Source organism: Psychroflexus lacisalsi, assembly GCF_020164495.1.
GTDB classification, from domain to species: Bacteria; Bacteroidota; Bacteroidia; order Flavobacteriales; family Flavobacteriaceae; genus Psychroflexus; species Psychroflexus lacisalsi.
This window is the reverse complement of record NZ_JAIQYZ010000001.1, coordinates 456,639-470,733: the sequence shown is the minus strand read 5'-3', so window position 1 is coordinate 470,733 and position 14,095 is coordinate 456,639. Positions and strand designations below refer to the sequence as shown.

The 14,095-nt window shown below is 35.9% G+C and carries 16 protein-coding genes; 2 read left to right on the top strand and 14 right to left on the bottom strand.

All coding sequences use genetic code 11. The annotated features are described in order from the left end of the window. Positions 1–54: 54 nt before the first annotated feature. Positions 55–984, top strand: coding sequence for an alpha/beta hydrolase (locus LB449_RS02030; RefSeq protein WP_224453404.1), 930 nt, complete (start codon positions 55–57; stop codon positions 982–984). A gap of 174 nt (positions 985–1,158) precedes the next feature. On the opposite strand, the gene LB449_RS02025 is transcribed toward LB449_RS02030, so the two are convergent. The 14 genes from LB449_RS02025 to LB449_RS01960 form a co-directional block, all read right to left on the bottom strand. Further along, the gene (locus tag LB449_RS02025) at positions 1,159–2,058 is read right to left on the bottom strand and encodes a DUF3078 domain-containing protein (RefSeq protein ID WP_224453403.1); all 900 of its coding nucleotides are present in this window, start codon (positions 2,056–2,058) and stop codon (positions 1,159–1,161) included. A 76-nt stretch (positions 2,059–2,134) separates the two neighbouring features. After that, positions 2,135–2,644: a DUF2480 family protein gene (locus tag LB449_RS02020; RefSeq protein ID WP_224453402.1), complete on the bottom strand. Its 510-nt coding sequence runs from the start codon at positions 2,642–2,644 to the stop codon at positions 2,135–2,137. A 3-nt stretch (positions 2,645–2,647) separates the two neighbouring features. Beyond that, entirely contained in the window at positions 2,648–2,971 is a 324-nt protein-coding gene (locus tag LB449_RS02015; RefSeq protein WP_224453401.1) for a DUF59 domain-containing protein, read from the bottom strand. A gap of 4 nt (positions 2,972–2,975) precedes the next feature. Continuing rightward, on the bottom strand, positions 2,976–3,410 hold the full coding sequence (locus LB449_RS02010; protein WP_224453400.1) for a SufE family protein: 435 nt from the start codon (positions 3,408–3,410) through the stop codon (positions 2,976–2,978). Position 3,411: 1 nt separating this feature from the next. Further along, a complete protein-coding gene (locus LB449_RS02005; protein ID WP_224453399.1) occupies positions 3,412–3,843 on the bottom strand; it encodes an META domain-containing protein in 432 nt (143 codons plus the stop codon). Beyond that, positions 3,840–5,078, bottom strand: coding sequence for an aminotransferase class V-fold PLP-dependent enzyme (locus LB449_RS02000; RefSeq protein ID WP_224453398.1), 1,239 nt, complete (start codon positions 5,076–5,078; stop codon positions 3,840–3,842). Before LB449_RS02000 ends, LB449_RS02005 begins: the two co-directional genes overlap by 4 nt. A 48-nt stretch (positions 5,079–5,126) precedes the next feature. Beyond that, positions 5,127–6,440, bottom strand: coding sequence for a Fe-S cluster assembly protein SufD (gene sufD / locus LB449_RS01995; RefSeq protein WP_224453397.1), 1,314 nt, complete (start codon positions 6,438–6,440; stop codon positions 5,127–5,129). A 32-nt stretch (positions 6,441–6,472) separates the two neighbouring features. Next, positions 6,473–7,234: a Fe-S cluster assembly ATPase SufC gene (gene sufC / locus LB449_RS01990; RefSeq protein ID WP_224453396.1), complete on the bottom strand. Its 762-nt coding sequence runs from the start codon at positions 7,232–7,234 to the stop codon at positions 6,473–6,475. A gap of 9 nt (positions 7,235–7,243) precedes the next feature. Next, positions 7,244–7,639, bottom strand: coding sequence for a hypothetical protein (locus LB449_RS01985; RefSeq protein WP_224453395.1), 396 nt, complete (start codon positions 7,637–7,639; stop codon positions 7,244–7,246). Positions 7,640–7,645: 6 nt separating this feature from the next. Beyond that, a complete protein-coding gene (sufB, locus tag LB449_RS01980; RefSeq protein WP_224453394.1) occupies positions 7,646–9,091 on the bottom strand; it encodes a Fe-S cluster assembly protein SufB in 1,446 nt (481 codons plus the stop codon). Positions 9,092–9,106: 15 nt separating this feature from the next. After that, entirely contained in the window at positions 9,107–9,436 is a 330-nt protein-coding gene (locus tag LB449_RS01975) for a HesB/IscA family protein (protein WP_224453393.1), read from the bottom strand. Positions 9,437–9,621: 185 nt separating this feature from the next. After that, positions 9,622–10,092, bottom strand: a complete 471-nt coding sequence (locus tag LB449_RS01970) for a hypothetical protein (RefSeq protein ID WP_224453392.1) — start codon at positions 10,090–10,092, stop codon at positions 9,622–9,624. Between the two features lie 13 nt (positions 10,093–10,105). After that, positions 10,106–11,206, bottom strand: a complete 1,101-nt coding sequence (gene dprA, locus LB449_RS01965) for a DNA-processing protein DprA (protein WP_224453391.1) — start codon at positions 11,204–11,206, stop codon at positions 10,106–10,108. An 18-nt stretch (positions 11,207–11,224) separates the two neighbouring features. Continuing rightward, entirely contained in the window at positions 11,225–13,135 is a 1,911-nt protein-coding gene (locus LB449_RS01960) for a cation:proton antiporter (protein WP_224453390.1), read from the bottom strand. A gap of 97 nt (positions 13,136–13,232) precedes the next feature. Between LB449_RS01960 and LB449_RS01955 the strand changes: the two genes are divergently transcribed. Further along, positions 13,233–14,093: an MBL fold metallo-hydrolase gene (locus LB449_RS01955; protein ID WP_224453389.1), complete on the top strand. Its 861-nt coding sequence runs from the start codon at positions 13,233–13,235 to the stop codon at positions 14,091–14,093. Positions 14,094–14,095: the final 2 nt, after the last annotated feature.

Sequence of the window (14,095 nt, the reverse complement as noted above, 5' to 3'; positions counted from 1 at the left end):
GGAATTATAGGGGTTACAGATGAATTAGTAATATTGAATGAAAATTAACTAACTATGAAAAACCTCTTAATCCTCCTACTTCTATTGTTAATTCGGCAAGCTTCAAATGCTCAAAACTTAGAACTGCAAACCTTTGGAGATGCCAAATATCATCCTGTCATTTTTTTACACGGCGGACCTGGCTATAATAGTGTTATTTTCGAACAAACGACGGCAGAGGAACTTTCTAGGAATGGATTTTTTGTGATTTCCTACGATAGACGTGGCGAAGGAAGAAATGAGGATTTGGAAGCTAACTTTACCTTTGAACAAACGTTTAGAGATTTGAATGGGATTTATAGTGATTTTAATCTTGAAAAGGCCACTCTTGTAGGTCATAGCTTTGGAGGTATTGTTGCTACTTTTTATGCTGAAGAATTCCCAGAGAAAATTGAATCTATAGTATTGGCAAGTGTGCCCATCTCAATGCAAAACACCTTTAGAACTATTATTGAATCGTCTAAAAAGATATACCAGGATAAAGAAGATAAAGTTAACTTGAGCTACATTGCTCAGCTGGAGCAAATGGACACTTTAGCTTACGGGTATGCTGCTTATAGCTTTATGCATGCTATGTCCAACGGTTTCTATTCGCCTAGTCAACCTAATTCCAGAGCCAAAGAACTTTATCAAAAAATGAAATCGGATTCTTTAGTTTTGAAATATGCTTCAAAAAACAGTTACCTGGCTCCGATGAAATTCTGGGAAAATGAGGCTTACACCAGTATTGACTTAAAAGAAAATTTGAAAATTTTAAATCAGGAAGGTATTGAGATGCATGGTATTTATGGAAAAGATGATGGATTGTATAGCGAAGAGCAAGTGAATACCATGAGAAAAATCCTGGGAGATGACAAAGTAAAATACCTGGATAATTGCTCACACAGCGTTTTTGTAGATCGCCAACAAGAGTTTATTGATGTACTGATCGGTTTAAAAAAATAGTATAATTTTTGGTAAAAGTCCAGCGCTCCTGATAGTAGTGGAAACCCCGAAAAGCAGTTTTTCTAGTGTTGTGCTGTGGAAAGCTTGACCAGCGGAAAAGCCTTTCCAGAGTTTACAATACTGCGAAACTGCTAGAGGCGTTGCAGCGAATAGCAGGGTTAAGCGCCCTAATCCTTAGAAATTATAGTTGAATCCTACGCCTAATACTTCTCTTACCTGGAAGCCTCTTACAGCATTATCGTCGTAGATGGCCTGGAAGGTAAAGTTGGCTGAAATGTATTCGTTTACACTCATCACTAAGTTAAGTGTGTAATCGATATCCACATTTTGTGGGTCTTCCAGATAATTGGAATAAAGCCCTAATACGTTACCAACCGTAATGTTCTCCATCAATTTGAATTTGACAAATGCATTGATTGATGCTCCAAACTCTGTTCGTATAGTTTTACCTTCATCTAAACCAAAGAAATCTCCGTCTACGTACCCAGGAATTGTAGTGAATCTCGAATTGGCAGTAATAATTCGACCTGTGACTGGAGAAATATTTACTCTTATATCATCACTTTGCTTCCATAAGGCACCAATACCAAGTTGTGTGAAGGCAGGTGACATAAATTGAGTCCTTAGGTCTCTGATTTGATTACCTTCTGCATCTTCACCAAAATCGTAACCTTTGTCAAACTGTGTTCTGAAATTCACAAAGCCCGAAGTGTACCACTTGGATTTATCGATTTGTCGACCTACAGTCGAGTTAATTTCTAATCGATCACTGGTTTTCCTGTAGAAATCCTGGTCTTTAGTTTTGTTGATTCCGTAGTCACCAAGAATTTTGGTATCCCACGTCCACTTTTCTTTGTTGTAGTTGATGTCGTAATTGATTACCACATTGGCAGAGTAATTACTAGTCCCACCGCCTTGCCAATCCTTATTGAAAGCCGCTTGGTTTATCAAGAATTGGAAGCTCCCTTCTGTAGTCCAGGTAGAATCTTTTTGAGTTGAAGTATCGTCATCGGTTTGTGCTTGGGTGAAGAAGCTTACAAAACAGATCATAACTAAGGTGGGGAAATATTTCATTTTTAACTTTTTTGAAGCTGCAAATGTAAATAATTAAATGAGAAAGCTTTCGTCAGATTACTGCTGATCTGAGACCTTATTTTTTAGGCTTTTTATAAAGTGGAACTGCAGAGCATGCTTCCCCATACATAATAGATTTGGCCACTGGCTGGAGTTTTTGCAAGGCCAGCAAATAAGCATTTTCTGGCACTGGCTTATTCGAACAACCTTTGATGATTACAGGTTTATCCTGATATTCTGAGAAATCTACATTTTGAAGGGCTTCCAGATAAAGTAAAGAATTGAGGAATTCTAAATTCCCAAAGACTACTTTTTTAGAAAACTCATTTAAATAAGACGTAATAAGTAAATAAGCCCAGCCAGGAATAATCGCATCGCTGGAGCAATACAAGGCCACGTAGGCGTTTTGATATTTAGACCAGTCTTGATTTTTTAAAGTTGCTCTAAAGTCTTTTTCTTTAAGAATAATGCCTTCGAACAACCAGTCTTTGATATCAATTTGCTTTCGTTCACCATGAGGATAAAAATCTTCAAGATTGAAAGTTTTGAGCGAACTTAAAGCTACTTTGTTGACGATTTCTGCCATAATTTACAACATTCCTAATTCCAGCTTTGCTTCCTCGCTCATCAATTCCTGTGACCAGGCCGGATCAAAAGTCAATTCTACTTCACATTCATTCACCCAATCCAAAGACGCTGATTTCTCTTTAACCTCTTGTGGTAAAGATTCAGCTACAGGACAGTTAGGTGATGTTAAGGTCATGAGTATTTTGACATCGTTATCCTCATTAACAAAAACGTCGTAAATAAGACCCAATTCATAAATGTCAACTGGGATTTCCGGATCATAAATCGTTTTTAAAACTCTTACAATATCTTCCCCTAATTCTTCTGTGTTTCTTTCTTCAGCCATTTGTTTAAGCTTTATTTTGTTGTTGGCTATTGTAAGCAATAGCGTACATTTTCATCTGTTTGATCATACTCACCAATCCATTAGCTCTGGTTGGCGACAAGTGTTCTTTAAGTCCAATTTCATCGATAAAACTAGTATCCGCATTCATTACATCTTCGGGTTTTTGACCTGAAAATACTCTTATAAGAATAGCAATAATGCCTTTGGTAATAATAGCATCACTATCTGCGGTATAATTTACTTGATCGTCATCCATTTCAGCATAAACCCATACTTTACTTTGGCATCCTTTGATAATGTTTTCTTCGATCTTATGCTTTTCATCGATAATTGGTAAAGATTTACCAAGTTCTATCATGTACTCATATCTTTGCATCCAGTCTTCAAACATGCTGAATTCTTCAATGATCTCTTCCTGTCTTTCCTGTATACTACTCACGTTAATCTTTCTTTTTTGCTATGATGACAATTTCGCTATCTTTATTTTTAAAATTTAGTATCTGCTTTGAGTTTTCAAATTGGGTTACGGAAGCTGCTTTTTGAAAAAATAAATTTTCAAACTCCATAGCATCTTCGCAATACATCTTAGTAGCTGAAGCATAACCTAAGTCTAGCTTTTCTCCATCCAATTCATAACTGAAATTATAATTATTACAACCAGAATATCCTGATATTGTTGAGTTTCCTGGATTCACTTTTAAAGTAAGTCCTGCATCTGAAACATCTTTATCACCAAGTTGAGTAATTACATAATCCTGAGCTAACAATTCATCAGATGTCATTCTACCTTGTGTTAAAGCTTTACAGGAGCCCAGTAAAAAAACAATCGACAATAACATTATACTCACTTGGACCTTTAAAAATTGTTTCATAATAACATTGATTTTGCTTTCTTCAAAGCAGTTATAAAAGAGTCTATTTCTTCTTTGGTGTTGTAAAATGAAAAAGAAGCACGAACAGTTCCAGGAATTTTGTAAAATTCCATAATCGGTTGCGCACAATGATGCCCTGTTCTTACAGCGATTCCCATTTTATCTAAAAGCGTTCCTATATCATAAGGGTGGAGTCCTTCAATATTAAAGGATAATACAGCTGTTTTGCGATCTGGAGTTGTTCCATAAATTTCTACTCCTTCAATCTTTTCAATTTCTGAAGTCGCGTATTTCAATAGTTCCATTTCATATGCTGCAATCGCATCAAAACCAATTGTATTCATATAATCTAAAGCTGCCCCAAAAGCAATTCCTCCGGAAATGTTCGGAGTTCCGGCTTCAAATTTATGGGGCAAACCTGCGTAGGTAGTTTTTTCAAAAGTGACTTCAGAAATCATTTCTCCTCCACCTTGATAAGGCGGAAGCATATTTAGAAGGTCTTCTTTACCATATAACATCCCTACACCTGTAGGACCACAAATTTTATGAGCAGAAACCGTATAATAATCAACATCTAGAGCTTGTACATCTGCTTTGATGTGTGGAGCGGATTGCGCTCCATCTATCAATACTTTTGCACCAACCGCGTGTGCTAGATCAATAATTTCCTTCACAGGATTGATAGTTCCTAAGGCATTGGACACGTGATTGACAAAAACCAACTTCGTATTCTCATTCAAAAGTTCTTTATAAGTATCCATTTCCAATTCCCCTTTATGAGACATTGGGATAACCTTTAACTTTGAACCGGTCTTTTGACATAGCATTTGCCAAGGCACAATATTGGAATGGTGCTCCATCGCAGAAACCAGAATTTCATCTTCTGGCTTTAGAATGGAGGCATATCCATTGGCCACCAAGTTAATACTATGTGTAGTTCCTGCCGTCAAGATAATTTCATGAGCAAATTCAGCATTGAAATGCGCTCTCACTTTTTCTCTGGCACCTTCATAAGCATCTGTTGCTATTTGAGACAAAGAATGTACACCTCTATGGATGTTTGCATTTTTATTTTCATAGTAATCAACAATACAATCGATTACTTGTGTAGGCGTTTGTGAAGTCGCCGCATTATCAAAATATACGAGTGGTTTTCCATTAATTTCTCTACTTAAAATTGGAAAATCCTTGCGTATCTTTTTTATATCTAAAATTTGTTCAGAAGTATTCGTCATTTTCTTTTCGTTTATTTCACTTCTAAACAAGTTGACTGAATTGAAATCTTAAAGATTGAACCCAAGTTCAACGCCTAGCTTCAATGCAATTTGTTTAGTTATTCTTTTTTTTATTTCTGGAATTTTTACGCTATCCAAGACATTATTTGCAAAAGCAAACATCAATAATGCTCTGGCTTCTTTTTTCGGAATACCACGCGACCTCATGTAGTAAAGAGCCTCATTATCCAATTGTCCAATCGTACAACCGTGGCTGCATTTCACATCATCTGCAAAAATTTCAAGCTGTGGTTTTGAGTTACATGTCGCCGTATCATCAATGATGATGTTGTTGTTACTTTGAAACGCATTTGTTTTCTGAGCTATTCTGTCTACCAAAACATTTCCATTGAAAACGCCTACAGATTTTTCAGAAAAAATTCCTTTGTAATCCTGATGGCTTTCGCAGTTGGGTTGTGTATGATGAACCAAAGTATTGTGATCCACATGCTGCTTTCCTTCCAGAATGGTCACTCCTTTCAAAATAGAATTACAATTCTCACCGTGCTGATAAAACTTCAGATTATTTCTTGTGATTTTACCTCCCAGAGAAAACGTATGCATGGAGCAAATGCTATCTCTTTCCTGTTTGATGAAAGTATTATCAATCAAAGAAGAGGATGTTTTATCATTCTGAATTTTATAATAATCCACCTCAGCATTTTTACCAACATAAACTTCTGTTACAGAGTTGGTCAGCACAGGGTGCTCAGTCAAACTTTGATGTCTTTCTATAATTTGTACATGGGCACCTTCTTCAGCAATGATTAAATTTCTTGGCTGTACCATTAAAGCAGCTTCATTACTGGTGAAGAAATTCATCACCTGAATAGGTTTTTCAGCTACAACATTTTTAGGTATTCTGATGTAAGCTCCTTCTTTTGCAAAAGCGGTATTTAAAGAAGACATGCTTTCCTCAGGCACTATCTTATTAAAATACTTATCAATAACTGGCTTGTACTTTTCTTTATCTAAAGCAGAAGACATCAAACAAGCATCAAGCTTATCGTGAGTCGTTCTCGACAAATGCGAAGAATAAATACCATCTACAAAAACGATAGTATAAGTATCTATATCGTGAATCAAGTATTTTTTAATGTCTTTGTAATCTATGGCATCTTCTTTTTTGGGGAAAATGCTATAATCTTCTTTCAGTATAGAATTGAGCGATGTATACTTCCAAGCCTCCAGCTTTTTGGTAGGAAAGCCAGTTTGCTCAAAGAATTTTATCGCTTTATTTCGTACTTGATGGATGTCATTCTCCAAATCCACATGCTCTTCAAAAGCAAGATAGGAGGACATTAATTTTTCTTTAAGTTCCATAATTTAAAATCGTTTTGGTTCTTATGAAGGTGTTATGAGGACATTTCTGCACGTTCCTCTTTGAGCCAATCGTAACCTCTTTCTTCAAGCTCTTTGGCTAGCTCTTTACCTCCAGATTTTACTATTTTACCATCCATCAATACATGTACAACATCAGGAATTACATAATCCAGTAAACGCTGGTAGTGAGTGATCACTAGCGTAGCGTTATCTTTCGTCTTAAGTCTGTTTACACCGTCAGAAACGATACGTAAGGCATCGATATCGAGCCCCGAATCCGTCTCGTCAAGAATTGCCAATTTTGGCTCTAACATAGCCATCTGGAAAATTTCATTTCTTTTCTTTTCACCACCAGAAAAACCTTCATTAAGAGATCTGGAAAGAAATTTTCTATCCATCTCCAGTAAAGCAGATTTTTCTCTGATTTTCTTCAGCATTTCATTCGCTGGCATATCCTTTTGACCTCTCGATTTTCTTACTTGATTGATCGAAGTTTTTATAAAATTGGTCACAGAAACACCAGGGATTTCAACCGGATATTGGAAAGATAAAAAGATTCCTTTATGTGCTCTTTCTTCCGGAGATAATTCAGAAATATTAGCTTTTTCAAAAAGTATATCCCCTTCTGTAACTTCAAAATCTTCATTTCCTGCGATCACAGAAGCCAGTGTACTTTTACCAGATCCATTTGGACCCATAATAGCATGCACTTCTCCAGGATTAATTTCAAGGTTGATTCCCTTTAGTATTTTTTCACCTTCTACGCTGGCGTGTAAATTTTTTATCTTTAACATATCTTATTCTTATTTATCTAATCTTAAACCATCATCATTTGATGAAGGCTTCACGTTTATTATATTTTGAATATCTATAACTTGTGGCCAAGCATCTTTTTGTGGATTTTCTTTAATATCAACTTTGAGTGTAACATCAAAGGAAGCAAATGGATCTGAATTGATTTCTTTTACCTGAGCAACTAAATCTTTGGCTCTGGAATTCATGACCACACCGTAAATAATTTCTTTATTTTTAAACACCGCCACTGAATCACTGTAAATAAATTCTCCTGAAACAGTGTTTAATTCTAAATCAGATTCAGTTTCAACCAATTTTTCATCTGAATCTGACGTTTTAGAATCAGATTTACATGATCCTAAAATCAAAGAAAATATTGAAATTATAAAAAGACACTTTTTCATAATTTTTTATCCAACAGAGCCTTCTAAAGAAATTTCAAGTAATTTTTGAGCTTCTACAGCAAATTCCATTGGTAATTTGTTCAAAACTTCTTTGCTAAATCCATTGACAATTAGAGCAATTGCTTTTTCAGTATCAATTCCTCGTTGGTTACAGTAGAAAATCTGGTCTTCACCAATTTTACTTGTCGTTGCTTCGTGCTCAACTTGAGCGGTTTTATTTTTTGCTTCAATGTATGGGAATGTGTGGGCTCCACACTTGTTACCCATTAACAATGAATCACATTGAGAGAAATTTCTTGCATTCTCAGCACGCTTGTTGATTTGCACTAAACCTCTGTAACTGTTTTGAGATTTTCCTGCAGAAATACCTTTTGAAATAATTGTACTCTTAGTGTTTTTACCAAGGTGAATCATTTTAGTACCTGTATCTGCTTGCTGGAAATTATTAGTGACAGCAATTGAATAAAATTCTCCGGTAGAATTATCTCCCTTCAAAACACAGCTAGGATATTTCCAAGTTACTGCAGAACCAGTTTCAACTTGTGTCCAGCTTATTTTGGCGTTTTTCTCACAAAGGCCACGCTTGGTTACAAAATTATATACTCCACCTTTACCTTCCTTATTTCCAGGATACCAGTTTTGAACTGTTGAATATTTGATTTCTGCATTATCTAAAGCTACCAACTCTACAACGGCAGCGTGCAATTGATTTTCATCTCGCATAGGAGCTGTACAGCCCTCTAGATAACTAACGTAACTAGAATCTTCTGCAATCACCAGTGTTCTTTCAAACTGACCAGTATTTGCTTGGTTAATTCTAAAATAGGTTGATAATTCCATTGGACATCTCACCCCTTTTGGAATGTAACAAAAAGAGCCATCGCTAAATACTGCAGAGTTTAACGCAGCAAAATAATTATCGGTATGTGGTATAATACTCCCTATATATTTCTTCACTAATTCAGGGTGTTCCTTAATTGCTTCAGAAATGGAACAAAATATAATTCCTTTCTCTGCTAAGGTCTTTTTGAATGTTGTGGTTACAGAAACTGAATCCATAACGACATCCATAGCCACACCAGCTAATTTCTTTTGCTCATCAATAGAAATACCTAACTTTTTAAAAGTCTCCAGCATTTCAGGGTCGACCTCATCTAAACTATCATACTTAGGTTTTGAACTTGGAGCTGAATAGTAAGAAAGGGCTTGATAATCGGGCTTTTCGTAACCGATATTTGCCCAATTAGGCTCTTTCATAGTCAGCCAGTGCCTGTAAGCTTCTAGTCTCCATTGTGTCATCCAATCTGGCTCTCCTTTCTTTTTGGAAATACCAATAACCACGTCTTCATTCAGTCCTGGAGGAAACGTATCCGATTCCATTTCTGTATAAAAACCGTACTCGTATTCTTTATTTTTTAATTCTTTCTCTAATTCTTGTTCTGTATAAGCCATAATCTCTTGTTTTAATTAAAGTGAAAAACTTTCACCACAACCACATGTTCTCTGTGCGTTAGGATTATTAAATACAAATCCTTTTCCATTCAACCCTCCAGAATATTCTAGAGTGGTTCCAATTAAGTATAAAAAACTGCTTTTGTTGATAACGATTTTCACCTCATTATCTTCAAAAAGTTTATCCTCGTCGTTCTGGGCTTGATCAAAATTCAGATCGTAAGATAACCCAGAGCATCCGCCGCTTTTTACTCCAACTCTTACAAAGTGATTTTTGACATTATAGCCTTCTTCACCCATAAGATTAGTTATCTTTTGCTTAGCCTCTTCGCTAACTTTAATCATATTTAAGTGGATTAATTCTAAATTAGATACAAATATATAATTAATGAATTATTTTTACAAGTTATTTAACGAAATAATTTGCAATTTTCACCTTCAATTTTTCTTATTTTAAAGGAGTTTAAGGCTTTTTTTTAAACCAAAAAACCAGCTTATGCTGGTTTTTTGGTTTTGGAGAATTATAAGCTCTATTCAGCTAAAACCTTTTGAGCATTTTCTATAGAAGAATTAATAGCAGCTTTCATTTCTTCAGCTGAATTGTATTGCATCTCCAATAATTCCACCTTCGCCTTTATGCTATCTTTGTCTTTAGCCTGTAAACCAGTGTTAATCTCCGTTCTTGAAAAAGAAGAGCTAAAGTTTTTCATCCAAGACATCATCAAATCGTGGGCATTTTGTAAATCTACAATGGCAGCAGCATGCTTTCCTACCAACTGAGTATTCACTTCTTCTGCGCTTTCTAGTTCTTCTTTTTCACTTTCAAGCTCAGTAATCAAACTGTTGATCTTACTCATTTGAGGCATCACATCATCATGAATTTGAATAGTTTGCTTCATTTGAGCATCAAATGCTTTAGCTTCTGTAGACTCCTCCTTTTGCTGACAAGAAAAAGAGATAAACACCATACCTACTAAAATGGATTTTAAAATAAATTTCATATTATTAAATTTTTTAAATGATTTCAAATTGCTTACCAGGCAATGGCCTTACAAGACCTCCCAATTCCAAATTAAGAAGAATTGAAGAGAGTTTATGGGTTGGTAAACCGCAAACCAAAGATAACGCATCAATTTCTGCTTTACCAATTTCTGTGAGTTTTTGTACTACTAATTTTTCATCATCAGTAAGGGATATAAATAACTGGGTTTGGGTATTCTTTTTTTTGGTGTCTATATCCCAGTTGAGATTATAAACCAAGTCGGCAGCAGAGGTAATCATCTGCGCTTTTTGCTGTTTGATGAGCATGTTACAGCCCTTACTGAATTTGTCTTGAGGACGGCCTGGGACTGCAAAAACTTCTCGGTCGTAAGAATGAGCTATATCTGCCGTCACCAGAGAGCCTCCCTTTTCTGCACTTTCAATAACGATAGTCGCTTCGCTAAGCCCTGCAATAATCCGGTTTCTACTCAAGAAATTATTACGATCGAAGGTATCGTCGCTGCAAAAGTCTGTGAAAAAACCACCATTATTTTCTATCGAAGACACGTATTTCTGATGGACTTTGGGATAAATTTGATTCAACCCATGAGCCACACATGCTATGGTTTGAAGATTGAACTTGATAGCTGCTCTATGCGCTACAATGTCGGTTCCATAGGCCAACCCGGAGACGATTACTGGATTGAGTGGGGCCAAATCTTCTATCAATTGCTCACAAAAGGCAATCCCATGAGTTGTGACTTGACGGGTGCCTACTATACTCAAAACAGGTTTGTTCTTAAGATTTATGTTCCCTCTAGAAAATAAAAGTATAGGACTATCTATGCATTGTTTTAACCGCGAAGGATAGTCTTCGTCCTTAAAATAACTAAGCTTTATATTATTGCTTTGAATGAAGTTGAGCTCATCTTCTGCTTCTTTCGTTATAGCAGAATCTCTTAATGTTTTTATTCGCTTACTTCCAATCCCATCCAGTTCTTTTAAGTCGTTTGTACTGGCTTGAAATAAGGCTGTTGCACTGCCAAAATGCTGAAGAAGTTTTTTCGCATTGATATGACCAATCCCTGGCATTTTATGCAACATCAGTAAATAAAGAAGTTCCTGTTCTTGCATCTTTAAGCTTATTAAACCTTAATTATTGTCTGCTGGCTTGTCTTCTTCAGTAGACTTTTTTTTCTTTTCTTCTTTGATAGATTGCTCTTCCACTATCTTTTTAGAAGGCTCTTTTTCAAAAGATTTTCCTAGATACACCAATTTTGATTCTGGTTCTACTTCAATAGATTTTGAGTCATTTGGTAATATATCGAGTTTCCCATCTGGTTTTTTGATAAACAAAGGGATTATTTCAGACTCCACTTTGCTCAATTCAATTAAGCCTTGAAAATGATCATTGGAGTTTAAATCTATTTCATGGATCTCTGGATATTTTCTCGTTAGATTAACCAATTTAATATAGTCGTCGGTTTGTGAAAACAAACCATCTTCTGGATTATTTTCTGGATCTTCCATTTCTTCTGAAGATATCACGCGAAAGGTTCCTTGTTCTCCAAATTGTTTCGCAAAGTTTTCAATAGCCTTTTTATTAACGGCCGTATTACCTGTTAAGGCCATTAAGTACCCCACATCACTCAACTCGATATTATCAATTAAATCGTCGGAATAGATATTGGCATTGATGGCATCTAGACCCATCACTTTAGCTTTATCTATGTTGCTTTTATTATTATCAACAATTACCACATGCCTTTCATTATCCATTAAATATTTGGCTATGAGTCTTGAAAATGAGGATGAACCTACAATTAGAATTCCCTGAGAATCTCTCAAAAACACACCGACTAGTTTCGCAAAGGGTCTCGCAGTAGTTGCATTCAGTAGAACAGTTCCCAAAACAATGATGAATACCAATGGCGTTATCAATTCAGCATTGGGAACTTCTTGCTCTACAAGTTTGAGCCCGAAAAGTGAAGCCACACCTGCAGCAACAATACCACGAGGTCCTACCCAACTTATAAAAAGTTTTTCATTGGTCGCTAAAGTCGAATTATAACTGCTTAAAAATACACCGAGCGGCCTAACAACAAAAACTACAACAGCAAACAGAATTAAAGTTTCCCAATTGATCACTAACAGCAAATTATCCAAATTGATATTTGCTGACAGTAAAATAAAAAGTATAGAGATAAGTAAAACACTTAAAGATTCTTTGAAGTAAAGTAAATCCTTCAGATTTGGCAAATTGGTGTTTCCCATGATAATACCCATAATTACCACAGCAAGAAGTCCGCTTTCATGCGCAAAATGATCTGCTAAAACAAAAACACCTAAAACTGCAGCCAGGGTGACTACGTTTAGTAAATAATGAGGAATAATTTTAGATTTGATTGAAACCGCCAAGGCTTTAGCAAATGTAAAACCGAACGTAAAACCAAATAAGACTATCTTACCAAACTCGATCAAAACAGTAGATGTAACTGCTTCTCCCCCGCCGGCAGAAATAAATTCAAATACCAATACAGCAACCAAGGCTCCAATAGGATCAATCAAAATTCCTTCCCATTTTAAAATCGTAGAAACGTCTTTCTTAAGAGGTATATTTCTTAGAATTGGTGTAATAACGGTGGGTCCGGTAACAATGATGAGTCCTGAAAATAAAAGAGAAATTTGCCAGCTTAATCCCAGTATCCAGTGAGCTGCCATTCCTGCTCCAACAAAGGTAATCACCACAGCGACAGTAATTAATTTAACAATAACTGGACCAACGTTCAAAATCTCACCTCGTCTTAAAGTAAGGCCACCTTCAAAAAGAATAATCCCTATAGCAAGTGAAACAAAATAGAACAAACTTTCTCCAGGAAACAAGCCAGTCTCACCATTCCATATAGGTTCTATAAGCTTGGATCCATCCTCAGTATACAAAGAAGCAATAGGACCTACCAGTAGGCCTATTAGAATTAATGGTAAAATTGCCGGGATTTTGAAACGCCAAGCAAACCATTGCGCTAAAATTCCTAATATAATTATACTCGCTAGTTCAATCATAAAATATTAGATTTGAGTCGTTAAAAATAGCATAATCTAGAAGACTCAGATTCCAAAGTTAAGACTCTTTTAGTACTTTGCTGCTAAAATAGAGCTTATGACCTTATATCCTATAGAAACTGGAAATTTTAAACTAGATGGAGGTGCCATGTTTGGCGTTGTGCCAAAATCGCTTTGGCAACGAACAAATCCAGCAGATTCTAATAACATGATAGACATTGCCGCAACCAGTTTGTTGATTGAAAATGGTAAGCAACTTATTCTAATCGACACAGGTTTGGGGAACAAACAAAGTGATAAATTCTTTAGTTACTACTATAGATGGGGGGAACACACTTTGGATAAGTCACTGAAAAAATATGGATTCCATAGAGATGATATCACCGATGTGTTTATGACTCACCTGCATTTTGATCACTGTGGAGGTAGTATTCAATGGAATAAAGATAAAACAGGTTACGAACCTGCCTTTAAAAATGCAAAGTTCTGGACTAACCAAGAACATTGGGATTGGGCGACTAATCCTAACGATAGAGAAAAGGCTTCTTTCATAAAGGAGAATTTGATTCCCATGCAGGAATCAGGACAACTCAACTTTTTGAAAAGATCAAAAAATAGACACTTTTACGAGAATATGGGATTTGAAGTCCTGTTTGTAGATGGACATACGGACAAACAAATGATTCCAATCATTGATTACAAAGGAAAAAAACTCGTTTTTGCTGCGGATTTGCTCCCAACAGCTGGCCACATTCCGCTGCCTTATGTTATGGGTTTTGACACAAGGCCTTTAAAAACTTTAGATGAGAAAAAGCTTTTTCTTGATGAGGCAGTTGCAAACGACTACTATCTTTTCCTTGAGCATGATGCTCATAATGAAGTGATCAATCTGCAACATACTGAAAAAGGCGCTAGATTAAATTCAACATTTAAGTTTTCAGAACTTTTTACCAACTAAAT

What these genes read in the sequence shown, in the direction of transcription:
- LB449_RS02030 (WP_224453404.1), top strand. Translation starts at nt 55, where the DNA reads ATGAAAAACCTCTTAATCCTCCTACTTCTATTGTTAATTCGGCAAGCT.
- LB449_RS02025 (WP_224453403.1), bottom strand. Translation starts at nt 2,058, where the DNA reads ATGAAATATTTCCCCACCTTAGTTATGATCTGTTTTGTAAGCTTCTTC.
- LB449_RS02020 (WP_224453402.1), bottom strand. Translation starts at nt 2,644, where the DNA reads ATGGCAGAAATCGTCAACAAAGTAGCTTTAAGTTCGCTCAAAACTTTC.
- LB449_RS02015 (WP_224453401.1), bottom strand. Translation starts at nt 2,971, where the DNA reads ATGGCTGAAGAAAGAAACACAGAAGAATTAGGGGAAGATATTGTAAGA.
- LB449_RS02005 (WP_224453399.1), bottom strand. Translation starts at nt 3,843, where the DNA reads ATGAAACAATTTTTAAAGGTCCAAGTGAGTATAATGTTATTGTCGATT.
- LB449_RS02000 (WP_224453398.1), bottom strand. Translation starts at nt 5,078, where the DNA reads ATGACGAATACTTCTGAACAAATTTTAGATATAAAAAAGATACGCAAG.
- sufD (WP_224453397.1), bottom strand. Translation starts at nt 6,440, where the DNA reads ATGGAACTTAAAGAAAAATTAATGTCCTCCTATCTTGCTTTTGAAGAG.
- sufC (WP_224453396.1), bottom strand. Translation starts at nt 7,234, where the DNA reads ATGTTAAAGATAAAAAATTTACACGCCAGCGTAGAAGGTGAAAAAATA.
- LB449_RS01985 (WP_224453395.1), bottom strand. Translation starts at nt 7,639, where the DNA reads ATGAAAAAGTGTCTTTTTATAATTTCAATATTTTCTTTGATTTTAGGA.
- sufB (WP_224453394.1), bottom strand. Translation starts at nt 9,091, where the DNA reads ATGGCTTATACAGAACAAGAATTAGAGAAAGAATTAAAAAATAAAGAA.
- LB449_RS01975 (WP_224453393.1), bottom strand. Translation starts at nt 9,436, where the DNA reads ATGATTAAAGTTAGCGAAGAGGCTAAGCAAAAGATAACTAATCTTATG.
- LB449_RS01970 (WP_224453392.1), bottom strand. Translation starts at nt 10,092, where the DNA reads ATGAAATTTATTTTAAAATCCATTTTAGTAGGTATGGTGTTTATCTCT.
- dprA (WP_224453391.1), bottom strand. Translation starts at nt 11,206, where the DNA reads ATGCAAGAACAGGAACTTCTTTATTTACTGATGTTGCATAAAATGCCA.
- LB449_RS01960 (WP_224453390.1), bottom strand. Translation starts at nt 13,135, where the DNA reads ATGATTGAACTAGCGAGTATAATTATATTAGGAATTTTAGCGCAATGG.
- LB449_RS01955 (WP_224453389.1), top strand. Translation starts at nt 13,233, where the DNA reads ATGACCTTATATCCTATAGAAACTGGAAATTTTAAACTAGATGGAGGT.